The organism is Rhodococcus sp. NPDC003383, assembly GCF_053589115.1.
This window is the reverse complement of record NZ_JBSFRG010000022.1, coordinates 75,563-101,555: the sequence shown is the minus strand read 5'-3', so window position 1 is coordinate 101,555 and position 25,993 is coordinate 75,563. Positions and strand designations below refer to the sequence as shown.

The following is a 25,993-nucleotide window of genomic DNA, read 5'->3' as shown; positions in this document are numbered from 1 at the left end:
CGTCGGACTACGGGAGGGTAGCGACGGGCACGGTCATGCCTCGGTTACCGGAACGGCCCTCGTGCACAACCGTGTAAGTGAAACGCCTGTGGCCCTTCGACCGGCGGGGTCGAAGGGCGGACGTGTCAGGTCGTCGACAGGGGATCGAGCGGAGTCGCTCGCCGATGCGCGCCTCGATCGGGCGCGTGGATAGAATCCAGCCTACGGTGCATGACAGCTCTCTTCTGTCGTGTGCCCAGACCCCGGATCGGTGTTGGCGCACCGGCCGGGGTCGACCTGTTTTCAGGTGATCTTGGGATGGTGCCACGCGAGGCGGGGTCGGTCAACTCGAACGGCTGTTCTATGCGTGTCGGCGTGTCGCTGTCGTGAGAGCCGCGTCCGAGCGAATGTACCGCTTGTCTCCTCAGATCGACTGAATGTGCCGCTCGCTCGGAAAACGGGTGCGGCACCTGCGGAAAAACGGGTGCGGCACCTGCGCTCGTTGTTCCCGGACACAGAAACGCGACGCCCAATCTCCCCGTCGTCACGGTGCTCGTCACAGATACTGCTGATCATGAAGCCCGTTGGAATCCGCGCCGCCGTCACCGCCGCCGTCGTCGCGACCACCGCCGCTGTCTCGTTCGCGCTTCCGGCCACGGCATCTGCCGTCCCTGCGAACGGTGGTGTGCGGTACGTCGCGCTCGGAGACTCCAGGGCCGCCGGGCCATCCCTCGACCAGGTTGCGCAGACCAACGCGTGCCAACGCTCCGACCTCGGCTATCCGATGCTCGTCGCGCAGGGGGTGGGCGCGGCGTCGTTCCATAACCTGTCGTGCACCGGAGCGCACACCGTGCACGTGACGAACACGCCGCAGCACACGTCGAAGGGGCCGGTGCCGCCGCAGATCGAGCAGATGCCGTCGGACACCACACTCGTGACGCTCAGCATCGGTGGCAACGACATCAGCTGGCCCACATTGGTTTCCCAGTGCTACGCCGCTACGCCCGGCGGTGACGCCGGATGCCGAAACGATCCGGCAGTGAGCGGCCGGGCGCTGACCGCACTCGCCGGACTCGGTCCGAAGGTGTGGTCGACCATCGCCGCGATCAGGTTGAAGGCGCCGGCTGCGCGCATCGTGCTGGTCGGGCACGGTGGAATTTTCGGTGATCGCGGATGCTGGCCGAACCTCCCGATCAGCGACGCCGACGCAGTCTGGGCGAAGGGCTTCTTCGCAATGATGAACGGCGTCCTGGCCACGGCGGCCGCGACCGCCGGTGCTGAGTTCGTCGACGTCACCGCAGGGGCGGAAGGGCACGACGCGTGCGCCGCTCCCGGGCAACGATGGTTCGAGGGGCACCAGGCGGGCCCGTCGTCGAGCGCGTTGCACCCGAACGCCGCAGGCATGGCGCACATGGCGCGTCGGGTGCTCGGTGTGGTGCGTCGCTGAACCTCCGCGTCGTTATACGGAAGTGCCGGGCGCGGAGGCGCGTTGCATACGGTCCTTCCTGACGATGGCGTCGCCGACCTCGTCGATGGCGGCCCGAATGGTGTCGCCGTACGGCCCGTCCGGCAGGTTCGGCGCGTGCTTGCGGGCTGCGGCGAGGTGATCGGCGGCAGCATCGAAAGAGCCGAGTCGACGGAAGTTGTCGGCCAGGTTCAGGTGCAGTGACGGATAGAAGCCGGCGATGTGCAGATCGGCGTGGTGTTCTTGCACTCGTTGCTCGGTCACGGCATCGGCTGCGTCGAGGGCGCGTATGTCCCAGGCCAGGGCTTGTGCGGGATCGGCGTAGAGGTCGGCCAGATAGTGCGCGAGTGTGCAGCGGTGCAGTGGGTCGCCGAGGACACTGATCTCGGACCACAAGGCCAGCAACTGTTCTCGGGCGGCTGCGGGGTCTCCGGATCGTCCTTCGGTGACGGCGTGCGCGATGGCGTCCATGGTCGGGTCGGGATCAGCGGAGACGGTCATCGGGATGCTCCTCGGGGTCGATGGGCATGGCGAGGGTCGTGAGGTCGCCGCGGTCGGCGGACCGCACCGTGACGGGCAGGTCCCACCCCCGAAGATCCAGCATCACGTCCGGACCGATCGCGGTACTGATCGCCGGGTAGAACGTCGTGAGCCGGAACGAGATTCGGATGTTCGCTCCCGTCGCCCTGGCGTCCAGGGATCCGAGGGATTGTTCGTCGCCGGTGAGGAATTCGGGAGCGCCGTCGGTCACGCTCAGCGTGATGTGCTCGCCGGTGCTGTCCTCCAGCGCGCGCAGGAGCGCGTACTTGGCGACGGTCACCCGAGTGGTGGGTTCCGGTAGGTTCGCGAGCATCGCCCGATAGTCGGGGAAGGGCTCGGCGACGAGCCTGCAGTGCAGATCGTCGCGCTCCGCGACCCTCAACCGGATTCCGCGCGCCGACGCCTCCACGTGGACTGTTGCGCAGCGGCGCATCTCGTTCGCCGCGGCACGCAGGTCTCCTGCATCGACCGTCGCAGACCAGGTGGCAGCCGTCGGTTCGTCGGGCACCAGGGTGCGCGTCGAGAGCCGGTACCGATCGGTTGCGGTCAGGGTGATCGCGTGCGGACCGGCCTCGATGTGGATGCCGTCGAGCACCGGCATCGATGGCTCCCGCGCTGTCGCGCTCGAGACCTGTTCGACCGCGGCGGCCAGCACCGGTCCCTTCAGCGTGGCGATCGGAATGCCGGGTGCATCGATCAGCGCGGCGGTGAGTCGAGCGGCTTGCCGTCGCGCTGCAGCGGCATCCTCGAGCACCTTCGCGACGTGTTGGTCGATTATCCGGGCCGCCTCGGCCGGTCCCGCGTCCAAGGCTGCTCTGACCGACGCCAGCGGCATGCCGATCTCACGGAGCTGCCGGAGCATGTCCGCGCGGGGCAGCTGCTCGGGACGGTAGAAGCGGTAACCCGATATGGGATCGACCTCGGCCGGCACCAACAGCTCGGAGTCGGCGTAGAACCGCAGCGCGCTCGGGGTCAGGCCGGAACGCCCGGCGAAGACCCCGATCGACATGAGATCAGAAGGTTGCACCACGCCATCATCGAGTCTCAACCAACGTGAAACTCAATTCCGATCAGCCGACGGTTGCGAGTTCCTCGGTCTCGTCGACGACGACCTTCGATTCCCGCGCGGCGGCGATGCACGTCAACAGCACACCGGCTGCCGCCCACACGACCAGGACCGTCCACGGGAACGCGGTGTTCGCGTCGGGGAAGTACGACAGTTCCCGCAGCAGGGTCGCGCCCGCGCCTGGCGGGAACCACTGCCCGATCGCACCCCACGGGGCGAGGATGAACTCGACCGGCATCGCGGTGGCGGAGATCGGGTTCGCGATCAGCATCATCAGCAACGCCCCGACACCGATACCGGGCATACCGATAAGGCTCCGCAGCCCAACGATCGGCGCGGAGATCGCGACCACCGTCAACCCGATCGCAGCGGCATTGACCCAGTAGTTGCCTTGGAGCCCACCGAACCAGCCATGGAGGATGCCGGCGAGCAGCAATCCGGCCGCGACCGCATACGCCACGAGGGCTACGACGCGCGGCAAGGCGGTAGCGATCGCGATCGAGATGAGCACCGCACCGGCCATTCCACCGAGCACCAGCGGGAACGCGGCCGCCGACATTTTCGCGCCGCGCGGATCGGACTCGGCGAACGGAACGACATCGGTCACCCTGACGGTCGCACCGGTCTGCTGACCCATCTGCGCGCCCATCGTCTGAAGCATCTGGGCCACCTGGGCATTCGCGGCCGTGGCGACGAGGATCTCGGGGGCTGCGCCGGGTGCGGAGCCGAGGACGATCGCACCGTAGACCTCACGCCTTTCGATGGCGCCGATCGCGGCCGCGCGATCGCTCACGGGCGTGGGGGCGAGCGTCTCGCCGGCCTGTGCCGCGACGACACCGGTGACCTGTGCGATCGCGGCTTCCGGTCCCGCGATCGCGACGGGGAGGTCGCGGGGTTCCGACGTGACGGCCGGCCAAGCGAACGCCAGGAGGATCACGCCCACCACCACAGCGGCCCCCACAGCCAGCGCGACGGCACGCGCGAACGCGTTGGAAGCGGGAGGGGAAGAGGTGTTGCCCATGTGCTCGCTCCTATCCAAAACGAATATTCGTTCTCTATAGTTCGTTCGGATAGGGTGGGCTGTCAACACCGCACATGAAACGGAGGGGCTCGGTCGTGCCCAGGGTCAGCGAGGCGCATCGTGTCGCGCGGCGCGCGGAAATCATCGACGCCGCTCTGCGCTGCTTCACCCGCTCGGGATATCAGCGCACGACGATGGCCGACATCATCACCGAATCCGGCCTGTCGGCCGGCGCGATCTACGGCTACTTCGGTGGCGGCAAGCAGGAACTGTTCGTCGCGGTCGCCGACCACGTACTCGGCGACCGAGGTCGCGCCCTCATCGACGACAGCGGCTTCGAGATCGAAGGTCCCGGCGATATCGTCGCCGCACTCCTGCACCGACTCGACGAAGGCAAAGCCGTCAGTGCTGTCCTCCAGCTGTGGGCGGCCGGCACGATCGATCCTGAAATCGGTGCACTCGTCCGCACGGTCTTCGGCCGACTGCGCGCCCTCGTGACGGACCTGCTCGCCGCGTGGGCCGAGGAGCATCCGTCCGCGATCGAAACCGACTCGCATACCTGGGCAACCGAATTCGCGCCGATCGTTCTGGGTATCGCCCAGGGATTCATCGTCCAGAAAGCGTTGATCGAGGACTTCGACGCCGAGGCGTACATCGCCGGAGCGCGCGCGGCGTTGTGACGACGGTGTGCCTTTCTGGCGGCCCTGACCGCCAGAAAGGCACACCGGGGCCGAAGGCCCACAAAGTCGCGGGAACATTTCTCATCGCCGCTGCATCTCATCTTCGGACGAACGGCAACACGGATGCACACGGAGGCGACATGGCTCAACAGACTCAGAACATTCGGCCCGGCGGATTCCAGTACAACGCTCCCGTCGAGCAGATCCGCCCGGCGCTGCCGCCGCAGAACACGGGCTGGGCGGTCGCGGCACTGATCTTCTTCTGGCCGCTCGCGTTCTCGGCGTTCTCGCATGCCGCGAAGGTGTACCCGCTGTGGGCGATGGGCGATTACGCGGGTGCGCAGGCGGCGTCGGCGAGCGCGAAGCGACTCGGCAGGATCGCGTTGCTCGTGTGGGCGATCTTCGTCGTCGCGCTGATCGTGTTCTACGTGGTCATCTTCGCCGCTGCCATGTCGGCGATGAACGATCTCCCGTCGTACTCGGACTACTCCTACCGCTGACCGTCGGTGGGTCGGCGTCGACGTCGAAACATCCGTATCGATAGCGTCCGGCCGGTCGAAACCGGGGGAGGGTTCGGCCGGTCGGCTGATCCGGTCGGGAACATCAGAGTTTCTGTAGCCCAGCATGATTCGTGCTCGAGGAGGGGTGAGCACGAACCGGGTGTCACTGGGCTCACCGAGTTCCCGACCGGATCGAACTCACTCGACTTCCATCGTTCCGAATTCGGCACGCCCTTCCCGCCGGTACACCGCGATGATCACGCCCGTGCTCGTGCTGCGCGACTCGACGAGCGACATCCGGGTATCGAGACCGCGTTCGGCGAACAGCCGGCGACCCTGACCGACGACGACCGGGAACGTCAGCAGGTTGTACTCGTCCACGAGATCGTGTTCGTGGAGCGTGCGCACGAGCTCGAGACTGCCGTGAACCTGTAGTTCACGACCGGGACGGGTCTTCAGCTCGGCCACGGCAGACACGATGTCGTCGTCGAGTACGGTGGTCGGTCCCCACTTCGGGTCGGTCAGCGTGGTGGAGGCGACGAACTTGGGCAGGGTGTTGAGCCGGTTGGCGACGATGTCGTCGGGGTCGGTGGCGTTCGGCCACGACGCGGCGAAGATGTCGTAGGTCTTCCTGCCGAGCAGGAACGCATCGACCCGGCCGAACACTTCCTCGATGAAGGCGCCGGTGTCGTCGTCGAACAGCGGCACCACCCAACCACCGCGCTCGAAGCCACCGCTGAGATCCTCCTCGGGTCCGCCCGGACCCTGTGCGACTCCGTCGATCGAGACGAACGTGGTCACCGTGAGTTTCATCCGCTTCTCCCTTCGGGGGTTCCACAGGGATCAGACCGCCGGGCGGAGCGGAATTCATCGGGGCGGCGATAGGCGAAAGCAGCCGCCCGCGGCAACTTCTGATCAGACCAACTGGCCGAGGCGCGTGCGCAGCGCCTGCTCGGTCTGGCGGACCGCGGTGCCGACGACCGGTTCGATGAGCATCCCCAGCGCGCGCCCGGCGAGGCCGCCGGGCAGCTCGTACCCGAAGTCGACGTCGAGCCGGGAGGAGTCGCCGAGGTCGGTGAAGGTCCAACTCGACGACGTGCGGAAACCCGCGACCGAGTTGAGCACGATGATGCGGTCGCGTTCCCATTCGACGACCTCGAGGCGGGTGTCGAGGCTCTTCGGGCCGATCTGCATCGCGGCGTCGAAGACCGCGCCGAGCCCGCTGACCTGGGCCCCGACCGGCTCGAACCGGCTGACCCCGAACATCCACTCGGGGACCGTGCGGTGATCGTCCACGTATGCGAACGCGATATCCAGAGGAACTGCGGCGACGGCGCTGTGCCGGACGTGGAACATCGTCGAACCCTTCGTGACGCAAATTACTGTTACCGACTGTAGCGGGAAGTTGGACGGAGGAAAACGGTTCGGCGATTTTGCTGCCGAACCTCTGTCCGCCTGTTTCACTCGCGGTGACGCGTGTCACACAAGCAACCGATGGAGGGGTTCGTGAAGATCAAGGCCGCAGTGTTGAAGGGAATCGGTCAGCCCTGGGAAATCGACGAGATCGACCTGGGTGACCCGGTCGCCGGTGAGGTGCAGGTCCGCCTGGCCGCGTCCGGTCTGTGCCATTCCGACGAACACCTCCGCAGCGGAGCGACGCCGCTGCCCTTCTACCCGATCCTCGGTGGCCACGAGGGCGCCGGCGTCGTCACCAAGGTCGGGCCCGGCGTGACGAACCTCGAGGAGGGCGACCACGTTGTCCTCGCGTTCATTCCCGCGTGCGGCCGTTGCCGGTCGTGTGCGAAGGGCCTGCAGAACATCTGCGACCTGGGTGCGGGTCTGCTCACCGGTCAGGCCATCTCGGACGGCTCATATCGGGTGAGCCTGCGCGGCGAACCGGTCATCCAGATGTGCCTGCTGGGCACGTTCGCGCCGTACGTCACCGTCAACGAAGCCTCCGTCATCAAGATCGAGAAAGATATCCCGCTCGAGAAGGCGGCGCTGCTCGGCTGCGGTGTCGCCACCGGGTGGGGATCGGCCACTGCGATCGGTGGCACCCAGGTCGGCGACACCGTCGTCGTGATCGGCGTCGGCGGTGTCGGTATCAACTCGGTACAGGGCGCGGCCCACGCGGGCGCGCGGCACGTCGTGGCGATCGACCCGGTGCAGTTCAAGCGCGACAAGGCCGTCGAATTCGGCGCCACCCACACGTTCGCGTCGATCGAGGAGGCAGCCCCGGTCATCAGCGAGATCACCTGGGGCGCAATGGCAGAGGTCACGATCATCACCGTCGGCGAGATCCACGGTGACATGATCGCGCCGGCTCTGGGGCTGACCGCCAAGGGCGGCCAGGTCGTCGTGACCGGTATGGGTGCGGCGACCGACACCCAGGTCACGTTGAGCCTGTTCGAGCTCACCCTCCTGCAGAAGCGCCTGCAGGGTGCCATCTTCGGTGGCGTCGGACCACGATCGCAGATCCCGAAGCTGCTCGACCTGTACCGCAGCGGGCAACTCGAACTCGACGGCCTGGTCACCACGACGTACAAGCTCGAGGACATCAACCAGGGCTACGCGGACATGCACGACGGGAAGAACCTGCGCGGGGTCGTCCTGTACGGCGACAACGACTACTGATTCCTGCGCGGACGGTCGAACGGGGCTGCCGGCGTCGCCTACGGTGTCTCCATGGACACCCGAGAGGAAACCGACGCCGGCAGTCCCGGCTCGTGGCGGACGTACGAACCGGCGGTGCTGCCGAAACCGCTGGTAGCTGCGCTCGAGGCGTTCGCCGAACGTGGCTACGACGGCACCTCGATCCGTGAGATCGCCTCGCGTGCAGGACTCTCGGTTCCCGGGCTCTATCACCACTATCCGTCGAAGCAAGCGCTGCTGATGTCGCTGACCACGACGGTGATGAACGACCTGCTCGACCGCAGTCGCCGGGCTCTCGCCGAGGCGGGCCCGACACCGTCGGAGCGGTTCGATGCGGTCGTCGAGTCGCTGCTGCGATTCCACATGTTCCGGCGCAACGAGGCATTCATCGCATCCACCGAGATGCGCAGCATGGAACCCGAGAGCCGGGAGGCATTCGTCGCACTGAGGGACACCCAGCAGCGCATGGTCGACGAGATCGTGCGTGACGGCGTCGCTGCGGGAGAGTTCACGACGCCCTATCCGGAGGACGCGAGCCGGGCCGTGACGACGATGTGCGTGGCGGTGGCCAGTTGGTATCGGGCCGACGGTCCGTTGCCGCCGGACGAGATCGTCGAGCGGTATCTGGCCATCGCACGCAGCGCCGTCGGCGCTCGCTGACTTCGCCCCAGGGTTGACCCTTCCGGTGTCGATGTGTCACCGTGGATACGACCGAGCGATCGATCGGTCGGTGACGGAAGGAGTGCGCGATGGCTGTCGATTTGTCGTATCCCGATCAGGTGGTCGACCTGGTCGCGAAGACCGAGGACTTCATCCGCGACGTGGTATTGCCCGTCGAGGATGCCCACGGCGGTGACATCGCCGCGGCCGGCGGCGAGGCTGCCCGCATCGAGCTGCAGAAGGCGGCCAAGGAAGCCGGTGTCTTCGCCCCGCACGTGGCGGTCGAGTACGGCGGTCACGGACTCGGCATGGTCGATCGTGCCCCGGTGTTCGAGGCGGCGGGCTACTCCCTGTTCGGGCCGATCGCGCTGAACATCGCCGCGCCCGACGAGGGCAACATGCACATGCTCGCGCACATCGCCACCGACGAGCAGAAGCAGCAGTTCCTGGCACCGCTCGCGGCTGGTGACACCCGCTCCGCGTTCGCCATGACCGAACCCGCTCCCGGCGCGGGTGCCGATCCCAATGCGCTGCGCACCCGGGCCGAGAAGGTCGCTGGTGGATGGAAGATCAACGGCCACAAGCACTTCATCACCGGAGCCGACGGAGCCGGATTCTTCATCATCATGGCCCGCACGTCCGGCGAGCCCGGCCAGCGCGGCGGCGCGACGATGTTCCTCGCCCCCGCCGACACCCCCGGACTGAAGGTCGGCCGCCACATCAACACCCTCGACAAGTCGATGATCGGCGGCCACTGCGAGGTCTTCTTCGAGGACGTCTTCGTTCCGGATTCCGCGGTGCTCGGTGAGGTCGACCAGGGCTTCGCCTACGCACAGGTCCGCCTCGGACCCGCCCGCATGACGCACGTGATGCGCTGGCTCGGCGCCGCCCGCCGCGGCCACGACGTCGCCGTCGGCTACGTCGCCGAACGCGAGGGTTTCGGTTCTCGTCTCGGCGACCTCGGCATGATCCAGAAGATGATCGCCGACAACGAGATCGACATCGCCGCCACTCGCGCTCTGCTCGTGCAGGCGTGCTGGGCGCTCGACGGCGGATCGCACGCGGGGAACGAGACCTCCATCGCCAAGACCTTCGCGGCCGAGGCCATCTTCCGCATCGTGGACCGTTCGGTGCAGATGTGCGGCGGGCTGGGCGTGTCCGAGGACCTGCCGCTCGCGCGCCTGTCCCGCGAGGTCCGCCCGTTCCGCGTGTACGACGGGCCGTCCGAGGTGCACCGCTGGGCCATCGCCAAGCGCACCGTCGGCGCCGCCCGCAAGGCCGCTGCCGCGAAGGCGGCGCAGTCGTGACGGCCGTGAAGCACGAGGGACTGGATCTTCCTGCCCTGCAACGCTTCCTCGAATCCTCCGGAGTTCCCGTCGGCGGCGAATTGCGCGCCGAACTGATCTCCGGCGGCAAATCGAACCTCACCTACGGCATCTCGGACGGCGTGTCCGACTGGGTGCTGCGTCGTCCCCCCACCGCGGGGCTCACCCCGTCGGCGCACGACGTCGCCCGTGAATACCGCGTCGCGGATGCGCTGCAGAACTCCGCCGTCCCGGTCGCGCGCACGGTCGCGCTGTGCGAGGACGACGCGGTGATGGGTGCTCCGTTCACCGTCGTCGAGCGTGTCGACGGCCAGGTGATTCGCAGCAAGGACGATCTCGACGCCCTCAGCGATGCCGAAATCGAGTCGTGCACCGACGAACTCGTGCGCGTACTCGTCGCACTGCACAATGTCGACTACCGCGCCGCCGGGCTGGGTGAGTTCGGTCGCCCGGACGGCTACGTGACCCGGCAGGTGAAGCTGTGGGCCGGGCAGTGGGAGCGGGTCAAGTCCCGCGACCTGCCCGACATCGACCGGCTGCACGCGGCGTTGGCCGACTCGATCCCCGAATCGCCCGCGCCGTCCATCGTCCACGGCGACTACCGCATCGACAACACCATCCTCGCCGGCGACGACGTGGGAAAGGTTGTGGCCGTGGTCGACTGGGAGCTGGCGACGCTCGGAGACCCGTTCACCGACCTCGCGCTGATGTGCGTGTACCGCAATCCCGCGCTCGACCTGGTGCTCGGCATGCCCGCCGCGTGGACCAGTCCGCGGCTGCCGTCCACCGACGACCTCGCCCAGAAGTACGCGGTCGCGACCGGACGCGACATCCCGCACTGGAATTTCTATCTCGCCCTTGCAAACTTCAAGCTCGCAGTGATCGCCCAGGGCATCGACCACCGTTGGCGCGCCGGCGCGACCATCGGTGACGGATTCGACAAGGCCGGGGACTCCGTCCCCGCGTTCGTGGCCGCCGGCCTCGCTGCGCTGAAAGGACAGACGTCGTGAGCTCCGATAGCAAGCTGAACCGCAGCGCGCTGATCACCGGCGCTTCCCGCGGAATCGGACTCGGGGTCGCCATCCGCCTCGCCGAGCAGGGCTACGGGCTGACCATCAGCGCCCGTGACCCGGAGCGCCTCGACAAGGTCGCCGCGCAACTGCTCGAAGCGGGTGCACCTGAGGTGCGGTCCGTCGCCGTCGATCTCACCGACCCGGCCGCCGCCGTGCAGGTCGTCGGTGCCCACGAGGAAACCTTCGGGACCATGCGGGCTCTCGTGCTCAACGCGGGTGTGGGCACCGCCGGCAACATCGCCGAGTTCCCGATGCGCCGCTTCGACAAGACCCTCGCGGTGAATCTGGCCGCACCGTTCGCGCTGCTGCAGGCATCGCTGCCGCTGCTGCGTTCCGCCGCCGCTGCCCAGCCGGATCGTGGTGCGAAAGTGATTGCGCTGTCGTCGATCACCGGCGTGTATTCGGAACCGGGGCTGTCCGTCTACGGTGCGACGAAGGCCGCGCTCATCTCCCTCGTCGAAACTCTCAACGCCGAGGAATCGGCCAACGGGATCAGCGCGTCGGCGATCGCCCCGGCCTACGTCGACACCGACATGTCGGATTGGATCAAGGAGAAGATCCCCGCGAACGAGATGCTCGAGGTGAACGACGTCGTCGAAATCGTCGACGCGTTGCTCAAGCTGTCCTCGCGAGCGGTCCTGTCGCGGCTCGTGCTCAGCCGGGCCGGGACGGACGGCTACCGGGCATAGATCCCCGAACCGACGGTGAACTTCAACGACGCCTGACCGCGCACACGGTCAGGCGTCGTCGCCGTTCTCCTTCTCCTCGCCGCGTCGGCGCAGGAAGCTGAATCCCGGCACGCCGACGATCGCCTGCCGCACGTCCTTCGCGACCCCGAGCAGTTCGTGGATCTCCGGGGCGACGGTCTCGAGGGTGCCGAGGATCGGCATCAGTGCCGTCATCCGATCCGCGAGCTCGGGCAGCTGATCGAGCAGCACGACCGCCGCGTGCACTTCCTCGGCGCTGAGCTCCTCGATGAACTGGGTGGCGAGCGGAGCCGCCTGCCGGGCCACCGGCGCGTAGGTGTCGAGCAGCTCGCTCGCCGTTTCGGACGTACGGGCAACGGAGGCCACCACCTCCTGCGCACTGTCCGCGACGGCGGTCACCTCCACGACCACCGCGGAGCTGCGGTCGACGACCGCGTCGACCCGACCGACGGTCGCGCGGGCGTCGGTGACCACATCGTCGATCCGCGCGACGATCTCGCGCGCATCGGTGACCACGTTGTCGATACGTGCCACCAGGGCCTCGGTCGTTTCGAGCAGATTCACGACGCGGCCCGGGACGGACACCGCGAACTCGGCGACCTCCACGGTCCTGTCCAGAACGCCGCGGGCGGCACCGAGGGGAACGGCGAAAAGCGACAACATGCGCTCATCCTGCCGGACGGCTGTCACGCCCCTTGCGGAGGAGTCGGGAAGGACGCCGAGCAACCGGTGCGGGCCGGGCCTCTCAGTGTCCCGGCACCGGATCGCGGAGGATGCTCGCGTCCACGAGCCGGGTTGCGCGTCCGTCACGGGCGACGACGACCGCGCCGTCGTGGTCACCGATCCTGTGCAACGCGGCGATCGCGGACTCGGTGACACCCACCACGGGAAGCGGCGGTTCGAGGTGGTCGCCGATCGGATCGTCCACAGGAGCAGCGGCCAGCGTTGCCGCGGAGACGGAACCGAAGACCTCCGCGACGACCGTGCCGCCTGCGGCCGGGCGAGCCAGCACGACCGGCAGTGCCGGGGCATCGGCAAGCACGTCCCGCGCCTGCGCAACCGTCGCGTCGGACGGCACGGTACGAACAGGGGTGCCGAACCGTCCGAGGATTTCTTTCACGGTGGGTTCCGACACGCCGTGGAACAGGGTGAATCCGAGTCGGCCGAGCCATTCGTCGTCGAAGTACTTGGACAGGTACGACCGCCCGGAATCGGGCACGATCACGACCACCACGTCGTCGGGTCCGAGCGTCCTCGCGACACGGAGGGCCGCTGCGACCGCGGTGCCGGCGGAGCCCCCGACGAGCAAGCCTTCCTCCCGGGCCAGCCGGTGCACCACCGACAACGCCTCGGCGTCCGGGATCCGCTCGATCCGATCGACGACGTCCGGCCGGTACGAGTCCGGCCACTCGTCTACCACCGTCTGCGGATGCAGGAAGTGACCGACCGCTTCGACGTACCAGGCGCGTCCGTCGCCGCCGCCGTAAACGGAGGTCTCGGGGTCGGCGCCGACAACCGTGACCGCGCCCTCGGATACCGCAGACAGATATTCACCTGCGCCCGTGATGGTTCCGCCCGTTCCGATACCGGCGACGAAATGGGTGATGCGGCCACGGGTCTGGCGCCAGATCTCCGGGCCGGTCGTCGCGCGATGCGCGCCCGGGTTGGCGGGATTGGCGTACTGCCCGGCGAGCCAGGCTCCGGGGATTTCGGAGGCCAACCGGGCCGCCACATTGCGCACGAAGTCCGGATGGTGACTGGGTCGGCCACCGGGTGTCACGTGCACAGTTGCACCGTGCGCACGGAGGAGGGCGATCTTCTCCGCGCTGGTCTTGTCCGGTACCACGACGACCGAGCGGTAGCCCCGCGCGGCAGCGATCAGGCTCAGTCCGACACCGGTGTTGCCGGATGTCCCCTCCACTATCGTGCCGCCCGGTCCGAGTTCACCCGATTCCTCCGCGGCTCGGATCATCGCCAGCGCTGCCCGATCCTTCACGTTCCCACCGGGATTGAGGAACTCCAGTTTCGCGAACACGGCGGCCTCGATGCCCTCGGTGACCGCATTCAGCCGAACGAGGGGCGTGTTGCCGACGGCATCGGCGATCGAATCGAAGACACCGAGCGTGGAAGGATCCTCCACCTGCCCCTCGAGGATTGTCATCGTCGTCCACCCTTCGGATCGACCACAGCGGTCGGTGTGCTGTTTCCGTCGACGAGGAGCGTGTCAGCTTCCCTTCACGGGCGACAGGGTTCGCCTCACCGTGGTCGGATTCCGCTCTGGGTGCCCGACCGGCCGTTGCCCGACCGGCCGTTGCCCGACCGGCGTGCGCACCCGGTTGCGCAGCTATACGACGGAATAGCCTCCGGGCAGGGAGATCCGACCGGTCAGCGCCCTCAGTACGGTCGCCCCGTCACCGAGCGCTACGGCGATTCTCGCCGCCAGCAGCGTGGACTCGACCAGGACATCGTCGGGAGGCGTGTAGGGGACACCCGCGGCGGCGGCGATATCGAGGCCGTGGACGGCGAGCTCGAAGGTTCGCGTGGGGAGATAGGAATGCAGCCGGATCCCCAACCCTCCGATCACCCGGATCCGCCGATCCTCACCGGCACCGAGCCGCTCGAGCACCGCCTTCGCAAGAGCATCGACGGACGCCACCGGGTCGTCACCGAGGTCGGCACCTGCCTGCCGGCCGCGTTCGAGTATCTCGTCCGCGCCGAGAACCGAGGACAGCTCCTTCACGCGTTCGTAGTACTGCTCCGGGCTCGCGATGTCCTCGGCGTCGGCAGAGTTGTCGATGTACGTCATGACCGTCGTCAGTGAGCGCGAGGCGTGACCGATCAGGGAGCGAAGGTCCCACTCGCCGAGCCCCGGTCCGCTCCAGCGGTTCTCCGGAACGGTGCGGACCAACTCCGAGATACTGCGTACCGCAGACACATACGTCGCTACCGGTGATTCCATGTCTTCTCCGTCGAACAGATCGAACCCGACGGAAGAATGAAACCACGCATGTCCTCTACCGGCAGACCATCGGCCGCTCGGCTGGTGTGCGCACCCGCGTCAACACGGATCGCTTGCGCAGGGTGAACCCCAGGTTCTCGTAGAGCCGGATCGCGGTCGTGTTCGCCGCCGACGCGTGGAGGAACGGGATCTCGCCGCGTGCGCGGATCCCGGCACCGACGGCCCTCACGAGGCGCGCGCCGAACCCGCGCCCACGGAACTCGGCATCCGTGCACACGGCGCTGATCTCGGTCCATCCCGGCGGATGCAGACGCTCCCCGGCCATCGCGACCAGGCGCCCGTCCACCCTGATGCCCAGGTAGGTGCCCATCTCGACGGTCCGCGGAAGGTACGGTCCCGGCCGGGTGCGGGCCACGAGATCGAGGATCTCCGGGACGTCGGCGGTGCCGAGGACCGCGAGGTCGGGGTCCGGTTCGACGACCAGATCCGTGCCGTCCATCTGGACGAGACCGAACGAGCCGAGCGTCTCCCAGCCCTGCGGCGGCTCGTGTCCCGGTCCGCGAACCGCCACCTCGGTGCTCGGTCCGACGAGCGCGGCGAGATCCGCCCAATCCTCGTCCCGCATCACCGCCGGGTGCCCGATGTGTCCCGCGACGTCCGGTTGGTAACCGCCGATCCGACCCGACCACCGCGCGAAATGCGCGTGAACTCCGCGCAGCGACTGCCGGATGGGATCGTCGAGTGGGTGGACGTCCTCGTCCACCGTCGTGTCGATCGTGGTCGAAGAAGCTGTGGTCACCTCGGGCACGCTCGATACTCGATCACGGGAACTTTCGCCTGTCACCGGTTCTGTTCAGGCTGCGCGCAACGGGCCTGCGGCCGAAGGACGGCTCGGGGCGAGCGGGAAATCGAGCCGGTAATCTCACGTTTGCATCCGTCGATGCGTCTACCCGGTATACGACGGATGGAAGGATCGAACCCGTGAACGCGACGCGAACCCACACGTTCATCGACTCACCGATCGGACCGCTGACATTGGTGCAGACGGACGGAGCACTCAGCGGCCTGTACCTCGCCGAGCATCGGCATCGTCCCGATCCGGCGACCTTCGGTTCGCAGACCGAACGCGGCTTCGAGCAGGTCCGCGAGCAACTCGACGAGTATTTCGCCGGGGACCGCACCGAGTTCACGATGCCGCTCACGCTCGTGGGAACGGAGTTCCAGCGCAGCGTCTGGGCCGCGCTGCGCGCGATCGAGTACGGCTCCACGTGCACGTATGCGGAATTGGCAGCGGCGATCGGTCGCCCCACGGCGATCCGCGCGGTCGCCGCGGCCAACGGCCGGAACCCGGTGAGCATCGTGGTGCCGTGCCACCGTGTCATCGGCAGCGACGGCACCCTCACCGGTTACGCGGGTGGGCTCGATCGCAAACGGTTCCTCCTCGACCGCGAGTTCCGGACCGTTCATGCCCCGGCCTGACCGGCTACCGCCGTTCGAACGGGTGGTCGCGACGCACGGCGCGACCGTGCTGCGGGTGTGCCGGGCACTGCTCGGGCCGGTCGACGCGGACGACGCCTGGTCCGAAACGTTCCTCGCGGCATTGCGGGCCTACCCGGACCTCGAGCCCGGCCGCAATGTCGAGGCGTGGCTCGTGACCATCGCGCATCGCAAGGCGATCGACGTGCACCGCGTCCGCGCCCGCATCCCGGTGCCCACCGAGACCCTGCCGGAGCGGCCGGCTTCCACCGGTATCCCAGGCTCCGGCGACGACGAACTGTGGCAGGCGGTCGCGGCGCTGCCGTTCACACAGCGCGCCGCCGTCGTCTACCACCACGTCGCGGGTCTGCCGTACGCGGAGATCGCCGAGATCCTCGGGAACAGCACCGACGCGGCCCGCCGTGCCGCAGCCGACGGACGGGCCGCGCTGCGCCGTCACTACCAGCTCGAGACAGGAGCCCGGCGATGAACCTTCCCCGCCCCGAGGTGTCCACGACGGATCTCGCGTGGCTGCACACCCGCCTCGTCGTCGACGCCGAAGCCGCCGGTCTGCTCGACCTCGCCTATCGTGTCGTCGATTCGCCCGTCGGACCGCTGCTCGTCGCCGCGACCGGCGCCGGAATCGTGCGGGTCGCGTTCGCATCCGATGGATACGACGACATCCTCGACGACCTCGCCGCCCGGATCAGTCCGCGCATCCTCGAAGCACCCGCGCGGCTCGACTCCGCGGCACGACAGCTCGACGAGTACTTCCACGGCCGTCGCCACACCTTCGACCTTCCGCTGGATCTGCGGCTCGCCACCGGATTCCGACGCGATGTCATCGTGCATCTACCGACCATCGCCTACGGGCACACGGCGAGCTATGCGGAGGTCGCCGCGGCCTCGGGTAGTCCCCGCGCGGTCCGGGCCGTGGGCACCGCATGCGCGAAAAATCCTCTGCCGGTGATCGTTCCGTGTCACCGGGTGGTGCGCAGCGACGGCGGGATCGGGCAGTACGTCGGCGGTGTCGACGCCAAACGCGCACTGTTGCAGCTGGAGTCGTCGGCGTGAGCGCCGTCGTCGACCTTCCGGTGACCGGGCCGTTCGCGACGGCGCCGCTGCTCGCGGCGTTGCGCGGTCACACCGTGCCCGGTCTCGGACGACACGACGCGGCCCTCGGCACCCACACGCGGGCGGTGCGCGGCGAACTCGGCCCGGCCGTCGTCACCGTCACGCTGGGCGACACCGCTATCGTGCGGGCGGAGATCGATACAACCCACCGCGGCGACGTCCCGGCACTCGAGCAGGCTGTGCGCCGCTGGCTCGATCTCGACGCCGACCCGGTCGCCGTCGACACCGCGCTGAGCGTCGACCCGCTGCTTGCGCCGCTGGTGGCGGCGCGTCCCGGGCTGCGGGTGCTCGGCTCCACCCACTGGTTCGAGACGGCGGTGCAGACGGTGATCGGCCAGCAGGTCAGCGTCGCGGCCGGGTGCACGTTCACCGCGCGGCTCGTCGCGGCCTACGGCGACCCCGCGCCGCAGGGATACACGTGCTTCCCGCTGCCACACCGGCTCGCCGACGCCGACCCCGACGAACTGCGCGCCGCTGTGGGGCTGACCCGGTCGCGTGCACGGACCGTGCGGGTCCTGGCCCGTGCTGTCGCCGACGGCCTGCACCCGTCGTTGCCGGAGTTCCGGACCGAGCTGCTGGCGCTGCCGGGAATCGGGCCGTGGACCGTCGACTACCTGTCGGTGCGTGCCCTCGGCGACCGCGACGCCTACCCGTCCGGCGACCTGGTGCTGCGGCGCGCGCTCGGAGTCGCGACGGCCCGTGAAGCCGAAGCCCGCGCCGAATCGTGGAGCCCGTGGCGTGCCTACGCCGCGACGCACCTGTGGACCGAAGCCGTCTATTCGGCGTCCTCGGCATCGTCCGGTGTCGGTTCGTCGCCCTCGGCGTAGGAGGTCCGTACCGACATCTTCATCGGGAATCGGACGGCAGTGTCGCCGAACAACAATCGCGTCGCGACCGCGACCGACGCCTGGAGGTGCGCGGCCGCAGCATCCGGGTTGCGGGTGTGTACCACCAGCTCGTCGTGCTGGAAGAACACCAGTTCGCCGACGGTACGATCCGGGTCCGTCATGAGTCGTCGGCGCAGTTCGGCGAGCACGCACAGTGCCCACTCGGCGGCGGTGGCCTGCACGACGAAATTGCGAGTGAAGCGACCACGCGCCCGTGCATCACCGTGCTCGTGGAAACCGTCCTCCGGCGGTGGGCACGCCCGTCCCAGCCACGAATGCACCACCTCGCCACGTTCACCGGCGCGGGCAGCCCGCTCCACATAATCGACGGCGATCGGAAAACGACTGCGCAGCAAGGGCAACAGCGGGCGCGCGTCGCCGGATGTCCCGCCGTACAGGACGGCGAGAATCGCGACCTTCGCCTTGCCACGGTCGCCGCCGAACACGTCCGCCGCGACCGGTGCATACAGATCGTCGGCGCCGGCCGCGGCGACCATGCGGGGATCGCCCGAGATCGCCGCGAGGATCCGTGGTTCGAGCTGCCCGGCGTCGGCGATCACGAATGTGTGCCCGGGGTCGGCAATCACACTGGACCGCAATGATTTCGGAATCTGCAGTGCGCCGCCGCCGCGGCTGGCCCACCGGCCCGACACCACCGCGCCCGGCACGTACACGGGCCGGAACCGCGACCCGCGTACCCAGGTGTCGAGCCACTGCCACCCGTTGGCGCTGAACAGCTTCGACAGGTCGCGGTGTTGCAGCAGCAACGGCACGGCGGGATGGTCGATTTCCCGCAGCACCCACTTGCGGGTCGACGTCAGCTCGATTCCGGCGCGGCGGAACGCGTCGATCACCTCGGCGGGGGAAGCGGGATTGAGCCGACGGCCGAAGGCGTCCCCGATCCGCTCGTTCAACTCCGCGATCCGCACGGGCAGGTCGTATCCGAGCGGCCGTGGCCCCAGCGCGTCCTCGAGTAGCCGCCGGTGCGCGTCGGCGGAGAACGGCAGTCCGTCGAATCCCATCTCGGCGGCCGCGAGGGTGCCCGCCGATTCCGCCGCCACCAGCAGTTCGAGCCGGGCGTTGCCGGCCAGCGCCGTCCGGTGCTCGGTGAATTCTGTGATCACCGCGTTCGGGTCGGCGGCGGGCGCCGCGTCGAACAGGCCGGGGCGGTCGTCGATCGGCTCGTCGCCCAGGGGAACCGGCACACCCGCGCGCATGCCCAGGATCGCGCGGGTGGTCGCGAGGTCGTGGCATCGCTGAACCCGCACGCCGGCGCGCAACAGCGCCGGATACACGGCGGCGGTGTTCGACCAGACCCATCGGGGACGATCCGCGGCCTCGATGTCGCGCACGGCCTCGGCGAGATCGCGATGCCGGGTCACCGCGCCCAGCGGACCACCGGCGTCGTCGACGGCGACGATGCTCGCGCCCGGCGTCTCACCGCCCGCAGCGGCGTCGGGGACCACGACCATTCGCATCGGTCCAGTGTGCCCGCACCCTCCGACATTCCCGCCGGCGGTCGCTACCGGTAGCAGTAGGAATCGGACGAAGCGTCGCCACCCTGGAGGCGAACCTGGTGCGCCCGCAGGCCCCGAAAGTCCTCGCCGTGTGGGAAGAAGCGCTCGTCGATGGCCATCCCGCCGCGAGGGTCGGTGTGCAGCAGTGCCATCCAGGCGCCGACCCCCTCCGGGTAGAACTGGTCGTCCCAGGCGCCGTACAGGGAGTTGGTGACGTAGACCCGCTTACCGTCCCGGCTGATCTCGACCATCTGTGGACCGCCGGACAGCGGCTCGCTCGGTACCGCCGGATGTGCGCCGCGCCCGACGATTCCGCCGAGCCGGACGGACCCGGTCTGCCTCGGGTGGGCGGGGTCGCGCACGTCGAACTGCTTGAGTTCGCCGGTGCCCCAGCACGAGACGTAGAGGAACGCGTCGTCGACGGACAGGTCGATGTCGGTGATCAGCGGAGGCACCGCTCCGAACGGCTTCAGCGCCGGCGGCAGCAGGTCCGGCTCGGCCGGCTCGGCGGCGATGGTGATCACCTTGTCCACTGCCCAGCCGCCATCGTCACGGTGCCAACGCCATACCGACGCGGACAGGTCCTCGGTCGAGACGACTACGCCGACGAAACCCCACGTGGCCTCCGGGTCGTGCGAGGGGCGCAGCTCGAGCGGCATCTGGTGCTGCGCGCCGAGGTCCACTCGCTGCTGGTGCGCGCCCGTGGACAGGTCCCAGAAGTGAATCGCATGGCCGTACTCGTTCGCCAGCAGCAGCTCGGGTACCAACCCGTCCTCGATCATCGACGGTGTGCCCCATTCGCTGCTGATCAGCGTGTTCTGGTTGAGATGCCACCAAGCGTCGTACGCGAAATATTGTGGCCCCCGGTCGGTTTCCCATTGACGGAGCACGTCGAACGTGCCGTGATCGAGCAGGGCGATCCCGCCCGGGCCGTCCGATCCGTCGGCACCGCCCAGGCAGGTCATGAACACGCCGTCCGGCCCGCAATGCAACGTGTGCGGCCGGGAGTAGCCTGCCTTGGCGGCGAGGTCGACGGCGTCCACGACCCTGGTCACGGTGGGTTGACGCGGGTCGGGCTGGGTGTCGAGCACGTAGAGGGAAGACGAGCGCAGACCCGGGACGATCAGGTATCGGCGCGCCAACCCCGCCATATCGTGGCCCTCGTGTTTCAACGCGCTGCTGCAGGCGTTCCAGCCGAAATGATGCAGCTCGTTGCCCAGCCCGGGAACCTCGGTCCAGCCCACCACCCGGCCGTAGGTGTCCGAGTCGGGATCCACGTCGATCACGCTCATCGCGTCGGGCTTGTCCGCCGCGCGATCGAACGCGGCCACGTAGGCCAATCGCTCCGGCGGGGCGGCGGCCGCGTCCGCTGCCGTCCGATAGAAGGTCGGGTCCATGATCGGCTGACTCATTGCAGCCTCCTTCGTTGAGGAAAACCCCATTTCACAGAGTACGAGAACCGCCCGAGGGGCGGAACCGTGGTGAGCACCGTCGTCTGGGCGAAGCATTCGTCGGAAAAGCCCTACGGGCGTCCGCGAGCCATCGCCGACGGCCACCAGATGATCCGGCCGAGGTCGTGGGACAGGGCCGGGACGAGAATGCTGCGCACCACGATGGTATCGAGCAGCACCCCGAACGCGACCGTGAAACCGATCTCGGCGAGGAACACCAGCGGAAGGATTCCGAGCACCGAAAATGTCGCGGCCAGCACCACACCCGCGGAGGTGATGACACCGCCGGTCACGGCCAGCCCGCGCAGCACTCCGGATCGGGTGCCGTGCTGGACGGTTTCCTCGCGAACCCGCGTCATCAGGAAGATGTTGTAGTCGATGCCCAGCGCCACGAGGAACACGAAGGCGAACAGGGGGAACGCTGGATCGGCGCCGGCGAATCCGAAGACGTGCGTGAAGAAGAAGCCGCTGACACCGAGGGCCGTCGCGAACGACAGCACCACCGTCACAATGAGCAGCAGTGGCGCGAGCAGCGACCGGAGCAGCACGGACAGAACCACGAAGATAACGACCAGAACGATCGGGATGATGAGGTTCCGGTCGCGCACCGAGGACTGCTGCACGTCCAGTGTCGCGGCCGTGGTGCCGCCGACCCGCGCGTCGGCGCCGGGTACGGCGTGCACGGCGTCGCGCAGCCGTTCGATCGTGGCGAGCGCCGCGGGTGAATCGTAGGAGTTGGCGAGCTCGGCGTTGATCATGGTGCGACCGTCGATCGGGGCGACGGTCAGCGCCGCGGGCGGACATCCCTGAACCGGCGCGGACGCAAGACCCGGGTTCGCGGCGAGCAGGGCCCGCGCCTTCGCATAGTCGATCTGCGGGCACACCGCGCCCGGACCGGTCGCGATGCCCTCGACCCCGGAGATCGCCGCGATCACGTCATCGGCGGTGTCGGCGTTCGCGGTGACGACCGCGGGTGCGCCGGCGCCGGGGGAGAACTTCTGGGCATAGAGCTCCTGGCCGGTCACCGCGTCCGGTTTCGTCGTGAAACTCTCGGTGGTCGTGAGCCCGTCGGTGTGCAGGCTGCCGATGCCCGCGGCGAACAGCACGAGCAGCGCGAGGGTGGTGCCGATCCACGCCGGCCGGTCGTGCCGGCCCACCCACGACGCGATCCGCCCCCACATCCCGTGCGTGGCGAGGTCGACGGCATGATCGGGCATCGGCCGCCGCGGCCAGAACACCCACCGGCCCGCGACCGCCAGCGACACCGGCAAAAACGTCATCATCACCAGGTAGGTGCAAGCGATGCCGATCGCCGCGACCGGCCCGAGACCCTTGTTGGAATTGAGCTCGGAGAACATCAGGCACAGCAGCGCCACGGTCACGGTCGCCGCAGAAGCAGTGATAGCCCCCACCGACTCCCGCCACGCGCGGATCATCGCGTCGAACCGGTTCGGGTAGGTGTGCAGTTCCTCGCGGTAGCGCGACACCAGCAACAGGGCGTAGTCGGTGCCGGCACCGATCACGAGGACGAACAGGATGCCCTGGCTCTGCCCGTTGAGGGTGAGTATGTCGGCCTTCGCGAGGAAGTACACGATCATCGACGCCATGCCGAGGGCGAGCAGCGCCGACAACAGCGGAAACACCCACAGCACGGGGGAGCGGTAGACGACGAGCAGGATCAGCACGACCACCGCGAGCGCCGTCAGCAGCAGCGAGCTGTCGATGCCCTCGAATGCGCCGATGAATGCGGTGAGCAACCCGCCGACCCCGGCCGGATACACCGCGAGCCCGGTGTCGCCGACGGCGGTGCGCGCGGCGTCGAGCACCGCCTCCTCGGTGGCGACGAGCTGATCGCCGGTGACGTCGGTGCCGTCACGGCTGGCGAGAAGCGGCACGGGCACCGCGGCGGTGGTGCCGTCGGCGGAGAATGCGGTCGGGGTCATGCCCTCGACGTCGACACCCTCCACTCCGGCGATCGCGGTGCGCGCGGATTCAACGGCGGCACGGTCCGCGTCGGTCAGGCCGCTGTCGCGGTGGAACACCACGGAACCCGGCAGGGACTGGACGGGCACGAATCGTTCCGTCTCGTCGGCGACGAGCGTCGATTCCGCGGTGCGTGACAGGAACGAGGCGTTGTCGTTCTTCTGGACCTCGGTGAGTTTGGCCTGGAACGACCCGCCGATGCCGCCGACGAGGAACGCCACGATCGCGAGTGCGACGATCGTGAAGATCGGCAGCTTTCGCCGTGGCGGCGGAATCGATCCGTCGTCGCTCCGTGTTTCCGTCGATACCGATTCGGCCATCGGGCCCCCTGAATCGTCCGGTCGGTAGACGCGTGGCACCCAGTACAACACGCCGGAGCCGGGACCGCTCGACCATTGCTTCCGTGAACGGGTGAGAGGGTGGCGTCGGCGGCCATTCGTGTTCAAAAGGCAAGGTCAAGGGCGGTAAATGTCCGTAGCCCGGAGCGGTCGGGCGTTGTCACGTGGGCGCACAATGTGGCGGTGTCGATCGTCGAGACTCCGCTGACGCTGTCCACCGCTATCGGTTCATGGCAGTGGGACATCCCCACACTGGCTGTCACCGCCGCTCTGGCATGGGGATACGGGCGCGCGCATTTCCGGCAGACGCGTGCAGGCACGGGCGTGGGGCGGGGACGGGGACGGGCCTGTTGCTTCCTGCTCCTCGGCTGCGCGACGTGGGCGGTCGCCGCGACGAGCTTCATCGGTGTGTACGCCGACACCCTGTTCTGGGTTCGCGCCCTGCAGGTCGTGCTCCTGCTGCTGGTCGTGCCGTTCGGCCTGGCGCTGGGCAAACCCGTGACGGTGCTGCGCGGCGCACTCGGACCCACCGGTCGGCAGCGAGTGGACGCTGCCGTGTCCGGCCGCGGCGCGCGAATCCTCGCGCATCCCGCGACGACCTCGGTCGCCATGCTCGCCACCCCGTGGCTGCTGTACCTCACCGGCTGGTATCCCGCGGTCCTCACCCATTCCTGGGTCGACCAGATCACCCGGCTAGTGCTGGTCCTGGTCGGCTTCGGGTACTTCTACTCCCGGATCCAGGTGGACCCGGTGCCGCGTCGTTTCTCCCAGATGATCTCCATGACGATCGCAGTGGTCGAAGTGATCGGTGACGGTCTCCTCGGCCTGGTCCTCTGGTTCGGACCGCTCGTCGCCGTCGAGCACTACGAGCAGATCGCCCGGACCTGGGGGCCGGATCTGCGCACCGACCAGATCATCGGTGCGGGCATGCTGTCGATCCTCGGCGACGTCATCGGCATCCCGTTCCTGCTGGTGCTGATGCGGGCACTCACGCTCGACGAACGGGCCAACGCGGCGGCCGTGGACGCCGAACTCGACGCGATGGAACACGACGCCATGGAACGTGACACCTTGGAACGCGACGCGGCCCGGCGATCCGGTCCGGACCGCTCGGGTGTCGCCGGGGCCGATCGAGAACCGTCCGCTGTGCAGGGACTCTGGTGGGAGAGCGACCCGCAGATGCAGGAGCGGTTCCGCCGGGAGCGATGACCCGCTCCTGCACCGTGCGGGGAGCGGTCACCCGCCGATAGGGGCCGACACCTCCGGGACATCGTGGCGACGGTGGAACCCGCGCTTGTCGTAGATCATCGTGATCACCGCGCCGAGCACCAGTCCGATCGCCAGGCCCAGCAGCGTCATCCACACGCCGTGCGCCAGCCCGGCGGCACCGCGGCCGTCGAAGTACAGGATCGCGCGGGTCGCGATGTACATCTGGTGCATCGGCTCGAACGTCGAGAGCCAATCGAACAGCGGCGGCATCGCCTCGAGGGGCACCGTGCCGCCGGACGACGGCAGGCCGAGCACGATGAACAGCAGCAGGTTCACGAGCAGACCGGCCTGACCGAAGATCGACACCACGGCCAGTGCGGTCACCCCGACGGCGGTGATCGCGAGGGTGCCGTACTCCCACATCAGTAGTGCGCGCGGGAACGGCATACCGAGCGCGGTGCCGATCCACAGATACAGGGCCGAGACGATCATCGCGACGACGAACATGATTCCCCACTTGATGAGCAGCACCCGCATCCGGGACAGGTGGGTCGTCTCGCGGGCGATGAACCGCGGGCCGTACTCGGCGGGCTGGAAGCCGAGCGCCTGGTCGACCATCGTGTTGACGATCATGCCGCCGGTGAAACCGGCGAGGATCAGCAGCAGCGTGTAGTAGAACGCGGACAGGCCGGCGCCGGTGTTGTCGGGCAGCGGCTTGTGCGGGACGGTGAGCACATTGATGGGGTCGGCCAGCGTGATCCGGCTGCCGCCGGACAGTTGCAGGTCCGGTGCCGAGGTCGCGAGGGTGTCCTCGACCGTGCGGGTGAGCTGTTCGCCGATCGTGGCGTTCACCATGGCCATGGCCTGGTTGGCGATGGTCTGCGTGATGTTCGTGCCGAACGTGCCGGTACGCGGGTTGGTGTAGACCGTGATGATCGGTTTCTCGATGTCGCCGGGCACGACGCTGGCCTGCGCGAGGATCGAGGTGCGCTTGGTGAAGTCGCTGGGGATGACGATCGCGCCGTACAGCGTGCCGTTGTCGAGCCCGGAGTTCATCGCCGAGATACCCATCGGCTGCATGTCGATGCGCTCGGGGTCGATGCCGTCGAGGATCCCGGCGGTGATCTCGTCACCGAGGTTCCGGCGGGCGTCCGATCCTGGCATCACGTCGCCGACGTCCTGATTGACGATCGCCATCGGGAATTTCCGCAGGTGATCGGCGGGGCTGATCATGCTGCCGAGGTACAGATAGGCGAGCGCCGCCATCAAGGCGGCCACCACGACAATCGGTCCGACCCAGAAGCGCGGACCGCGCAGGGTGTCGTGATGCGGATCGACGATGTTCTCGGTGGAACTCATTCCGGCCTTCCG

26 protein-coding genes are annotated in these 25,993 nt (G+C 68.3%); 13 read left to right on the top strand and 13 right to left on the bottom strand.

Going from position 1 to position 25,993, the window contains the following annotated elements:
• The first annotated feature begins 553 nt into the window (after window positions 1–553).
• A complete protein-coding gene (locus ACWDTS_RS19260; RefSeq protein WP_450118824.1) occupies window positions 554–1,426 on the top strand; it encodes an SGNH/GDSL hydrolase family protein in 873 nt (290 codons plus the stop codon).
• 12 nt (window positions 1,427–1,438) lie between these two features.
• Here the strand turns inward: ACWDTS_RS19260 and ACWDTS_RS19255 are convergent, their stop codons facing one another.
• From ACWDTS_RS19255 to ACWDTS_RS19245, 3 genes are read right to left on the bottom strand one after another with little or no spacing between them, the layout of a single operon-like run.
• Window positions 1,439–1,945, bottom strand: a complete 507-nt coding sequence (locus ACWDTS_RS19255) for a hypothetical protein (protein ID WP_450118823.1) — start codon at window positions 1,943–1,945, stop codon at window positions 1,439–1,441.
• Window positions 1,929–3,011: a DNA polymerase III subunit beta family protein gene (locus tag ACWDTS_RS19250; RefSeq protein WP_450118822.1), complete on the bottom strand. Its 1,083-nt coding sequence runs from the start codon at window positions 3,009–3,011 to the stop codon at window positions 1,929–1,931. Before ACWDTS_RS19250 ends, ACWDTS_RS19255 begins: the two co-directional genes overlap by 17 nt.
• A gap of 43 nt (window positions 3,012–3,054) precedes the next feature.
• Window positions 3,055–4,071, bottom strand: a complete 1,017-nt coding sequence (locus ACWDTS_RS19245; RefSeq protein WP_450118821.1) for a hypothetical protein — start codon at window positions 4,069–4,071, stop codon at window positions 3,055–3,057.
• Between the two features lie 95 nt (window positions 4,072–4,166).
• Between ACWDTS_RS19245 and ACWDTS_RS19240 the strand changes: the two genes are divergently transcribed.
• Complete coding sequence (locus tag ACWDTS_RS19240) at window positions 4,167–4,751, top strand: TetR/AcrR family transcriptional regulator (protein WP_450118820.1); 585 nt, start codon at window positions 4,167–4,169, stop codon at window positions 4,749–4,751.
• Window positions 4,752–4,891: 140 nt separating this feature from the next.
• Window positions 4,892–5,251: a CD225/dispanin family protein gene (locus tag ACWDTS_RS19235; RefSeq protein WP_450118819.1), complete on the top strand. Its 360-nt coding sequence runs from the start codon at window positions 4,892–4,894 to the stop codon at window positions 5,249–5,251.
• 198 nt (window positions 5,252–5,449) lie between these two features.
• On the opposite strand, the gene ACWDTS_RS19230 is transcribed toward ACWDTS_RS19235, so the two are convergent.
• Both ACWDTS_RS19230 and ACWDTS_RS19225 read right to left on the bottom strand, forming a co-directional pair.
• Window positions 5,450–6,064, bottom strand: a complete 615-nt coding sequence (locus ACWDTS_RS19230; RefSeq protein ID WP_248674178.1) for a dihydrofolate reductase family protein — start codon at window positions 6,062–6,064, stop codon at window positions 5,450–5,452.
• A gap of 102 nt (window positions 6,065–6,166) precedes the next feature.
• Entirely contained in the window at window positions 6,167–6,607 is a 441-nt protein-coding gene (locus ACWDTS_RS19225; RefSeq protein ID WP_197251538.1) for an SRPBCC family protein, read from the bottom strand.
• 150 nt (window positions 6,608–6,757) lie between these two features.
• Between ACWDTS_RS19225 and ACWDTS_RS19220 the strand changes: the two genes are divergently transcribed.
• The 5 genes from ACWDTS_RS19220 to ACWDTS_RS19200 all read left to right on the top strand — a co-directional run bounded on the left by ACWDTS_RS19220 (window position 6,758) and on the right by ACWDTS_RS19200 (window position 11,650).
• Window positions 6,758–7,885 (top strand): NDMA-dependent alcohol dehydrogenase, encoded by a 1,128-nt coding sequence (locus ACWDTS_RS19220; RefSeq protein ID WP_248674177.1) that lies wholly within the window; start codon window positions 6,758–6,760, stop codon window positions 7,883–7,885.
• Window positions 7,886–7,936: 51 nt separating this feature from the next.
• Window positions 7,937–8,563 carry a TetR/AcrR family transcriptional regulator gene (locus ACWDTS_RS19215; protein WP_197251539.1) on the top strand — a complete coding sequence of 209 codons (627 nt, stop codon included), beginning with the start codon at window positions 7,937–7,939 and terminating at the stop codon, window positions 8,561–8,563.
• 89 nt (window positions 8,564–8,652) lie between these two features.
• Window positions 8,653–9,870, top strand: coding sequence for an acyl-CoA dehydrogenase family protein (locus tag ACWDTS_RS19210; protein WP_197251540.1), 1,218 nt, complete (start codon window positions 8,653–8,655; stop codon window positions 9,868–9,870).
• On the top strand, window positions 9,867–10,898 hold the full coding sequence (locus ACWDTS_RS19205; protein ID WP_197251541.1) for a phosphotransferase family protein: 1,032 nt from the start codon (window positions 9,867–9,869) through the stop codon (window positions 10,896–10,898). The genes ACWDTS_RS19210 and ACWDTS_RS19205 overlap by 4 nt, the downstream gene beginning before the upstream one ends.
• Before the next feature lie 14 nt (window positions 10,899–10,912).
• Window positions 10,913–11,650 (top strand): SDR family NAD(P)-dependent oxidoreductase, encoded by a 738-nt coding sequence (locus ACWDTS_RS19200; RefSeq protein WP_248674235.1) that lies wholly within the window; start codon window positions 10,913–10,915, stop codon window positions 11,648–11,650.
• A gap of 48 nt (window positions 11,651–11,698) precedes the next feature.
• On the opposite strand, the gene ACWDTS_RS19195 is transcribed toward ACWDTS_RS19200, so the two are convergent.
• The 4 genes from ACWDTS_RS19195 to ACWDTS_RS19180 form a co-directional block, all read right to left on the bottom strand.
• Window positions 11,699–12,331, bottom strand: a complete 633-nt coding sequence (locus ACWDTS_RS19195) for a ribulose 1,5-bisphosphate carboxylase large subunit (RefSeq protein WP_197251542.1) — start codon at window positions 12,329–12,331, stop codon at window positions 11,699–11,701.
• An 82-nt stretch (window positions 12,332–12,413) separates the two neighbouring features.
• Window positions 12,414–13,829: a pyridoxal-phosphate dependent enzyme gene (locus ACWDTS_RS19190; RefSeq protein ID WP_450118818.1), complete on the bottom strand. Its 1,416-nt coding sequence runs from the start codon at window positions 13,827–13,829 to the stop codon at window positions 12,414–12,416.
• A 183-nt stretch (window positions 13,830–14,012) separates the two neighbouring features.
• Entirely contained in the window at window positions 14,013–14,627 is a 615-nt protein-coding gene (locus ACWDTS_RS19185) for a maleylpyruvate isomerase N-terminal domain-containing protein (protein ID WP_450118817.1), read from the bottom strand.
• A gap of 55 nt (window positions 14,628–14,682) precedes the next feature.
• On the bottom strand, window positions 14,683–15,426 hold the full coding sequence (locus tag ACWDTS_RS19180) for a GNAT family N-acetyltransferase (protein ID WP_248674175.1): 744 nt from the start codon (window positions 15,424–15,426) through the stop codon (window positions 14,683–14,685).
• A gap of 182 nt (window positions 15,427–15,608) precedes the next feature.
• On the opposite strand from ACWDTS_RS19180, the gene ACWDTS_RS19175 reads away from it, so the two are divergent.
• Genes ACWDTS_RS19175 through ACWDTS_RS19160 form a run of 4 tightly spaced genes read left to right on the top strand, consistent with a single transcriptional unit; the run spans window position 15,609 to window position 18,064 of the window.
• Window positions 15,609–16,106 carry a methylated-DNA--[protein]-cysteine S-methyltransferase gene (locus ACWDTS_RS19175; RefSeq protein ID WP_248674174.1) on the top strand — a complete coding sequence of 166 codons (498 nt, stop codon included), beginning with the start codon at window positions 15,609–15,611 and terminating at the stop codon, window positions 16,104–16,106.
• Window positions 16,093–16,593 carry an RNA polymerase sigma factor gene (locus ACWDTS_RS19170; protein WP_248674173.1) on the top strand — a complete coding sequence of 167 codons (501 nt, stop codon included), beginning with the start codon at window positions 16,093–16,095 and terminating at the stop codon, window positions 16,591–16,593. Before ACWDTS_RS19175 ends, ACWDTS_RS19170 begins: the two co-directional genes overlap by 14 nt.
• Window positions 16,590–17,177, top strand: a complete 588-nt coding sequence (locus ACWDTS_RS19165) for a methylated-DNA--[protein]-cysteine S-methyltransferase (RefSeq protein ID WP_450109930.1) — start codon at window positions 16,590–16,592, stop codon at window positions 17,175–17,177. Before ACWDTS_RS19170 ends, ACWDTS_RS19165 begins: the two co-directional genes overlap by 4 nt.
• Window positions 17,174–18,064: a DNA-3-methyladenine glycosylase family protein gene (locus tag ACWDTS_RS19160; protein WP_450109929.1), complete on the top strand. Its 891-nt coding sequence runs from the start codon at window positions 17,174–17,176 to the stop codon at window positions 18,062–18,064. The genes ACWDTS_RS19165 and ACWDTS_RS19160 overlap by 4 nt, the downstream gene beginning before the upstream one ends.
• On the opposite strand, the gene ACWDTS_RS19155 is transcribed toward ACWDTS_RS19160, so the two are convergent.
• The 3 genes from ACWDTS_RS19155 to ACWDTS_RS19145 all read right to left on the bottom strand — a co-directional run bounded on the left by ACWDTS_RS19155 (window position 18,013) and on the right by ACWDTS_RS19145 (window position 23,395).
• Entirely contained in the window at window positions 18,013–19,602 is a 1,590-nt protein-coding gene (locus tag ACWDTS_RS19155; protein ID WP_450109928.1) for a bifunctional 3'-5' exonuclease/DNA polymerase, read from the bottom strand. The genes ACWDTS_RS19160 and ACWDTS_RS19155 overlap by 52 nt on opposite strands.
• Window positions 19,603–19,646: 44 nt before the next feature.
• Entirely contained in the window at window positions 19,647–21,053 is a 1,407-nt protein-coding gene (locus ACWDTS_RS19150) for a selenium-binding protein SBP56-related protein (protein WP_450118816.1), read from the bottom strand.
• A gap of 110 nt (window positions 21,054–21,163) precedes the next feature.
• The gene (locus ACWDTS_RS19145) at window positions 21,164–23,395 is read right to left on the bottom strand and encodes an MMPL family transporter (RefSeq protein ID WP_450118815.1); all 2,232 of its coding nucleotides are present in this window, start codon (window positions 23,393–23,395) and stop codon (window positions 21,164–21,166) included.
• 195 nt (window positions 23,396–23,590) lie between these two features.
• On the opposite strand from ACWDTS_RS19145, the gene ACWDTS_RS19140 reads away from it, so the two are divergent.
• On the top strand, window positions 23,591–24,622 hold the full coding sequence (locus ACWDTS_RS19140) for a cytochrome c oxidase assembly protein (protein ID WP_450118814.1): 1,032 nt from the start codon (window positions 23,591–23,593) through the stop codon (window positions 24,620–24,622).
• Window positions 24,623–24,649: 27 nt separating this feature from the next.
• Here ACWDTS_RS19140 and ACWDTS_RS19135 read toward each other — a convergent pair whose 3' ends face one another.
• The gene (locus tag ACWDTS_RS19135; RefSeq protein WP_450118813.1) at window positions 24,650–25,981 is read right to left on the bottom strand and encodes a YhgE/Pip domain-containing protein; all 1,332 of its coding nucleotides are present in this window, start codon (window positions 25,979–25,981) and stop codon (window positions 24,650–24,652) included.
• Window positions 25,982–25,993 lie beyond the last annotated feature (12 nt).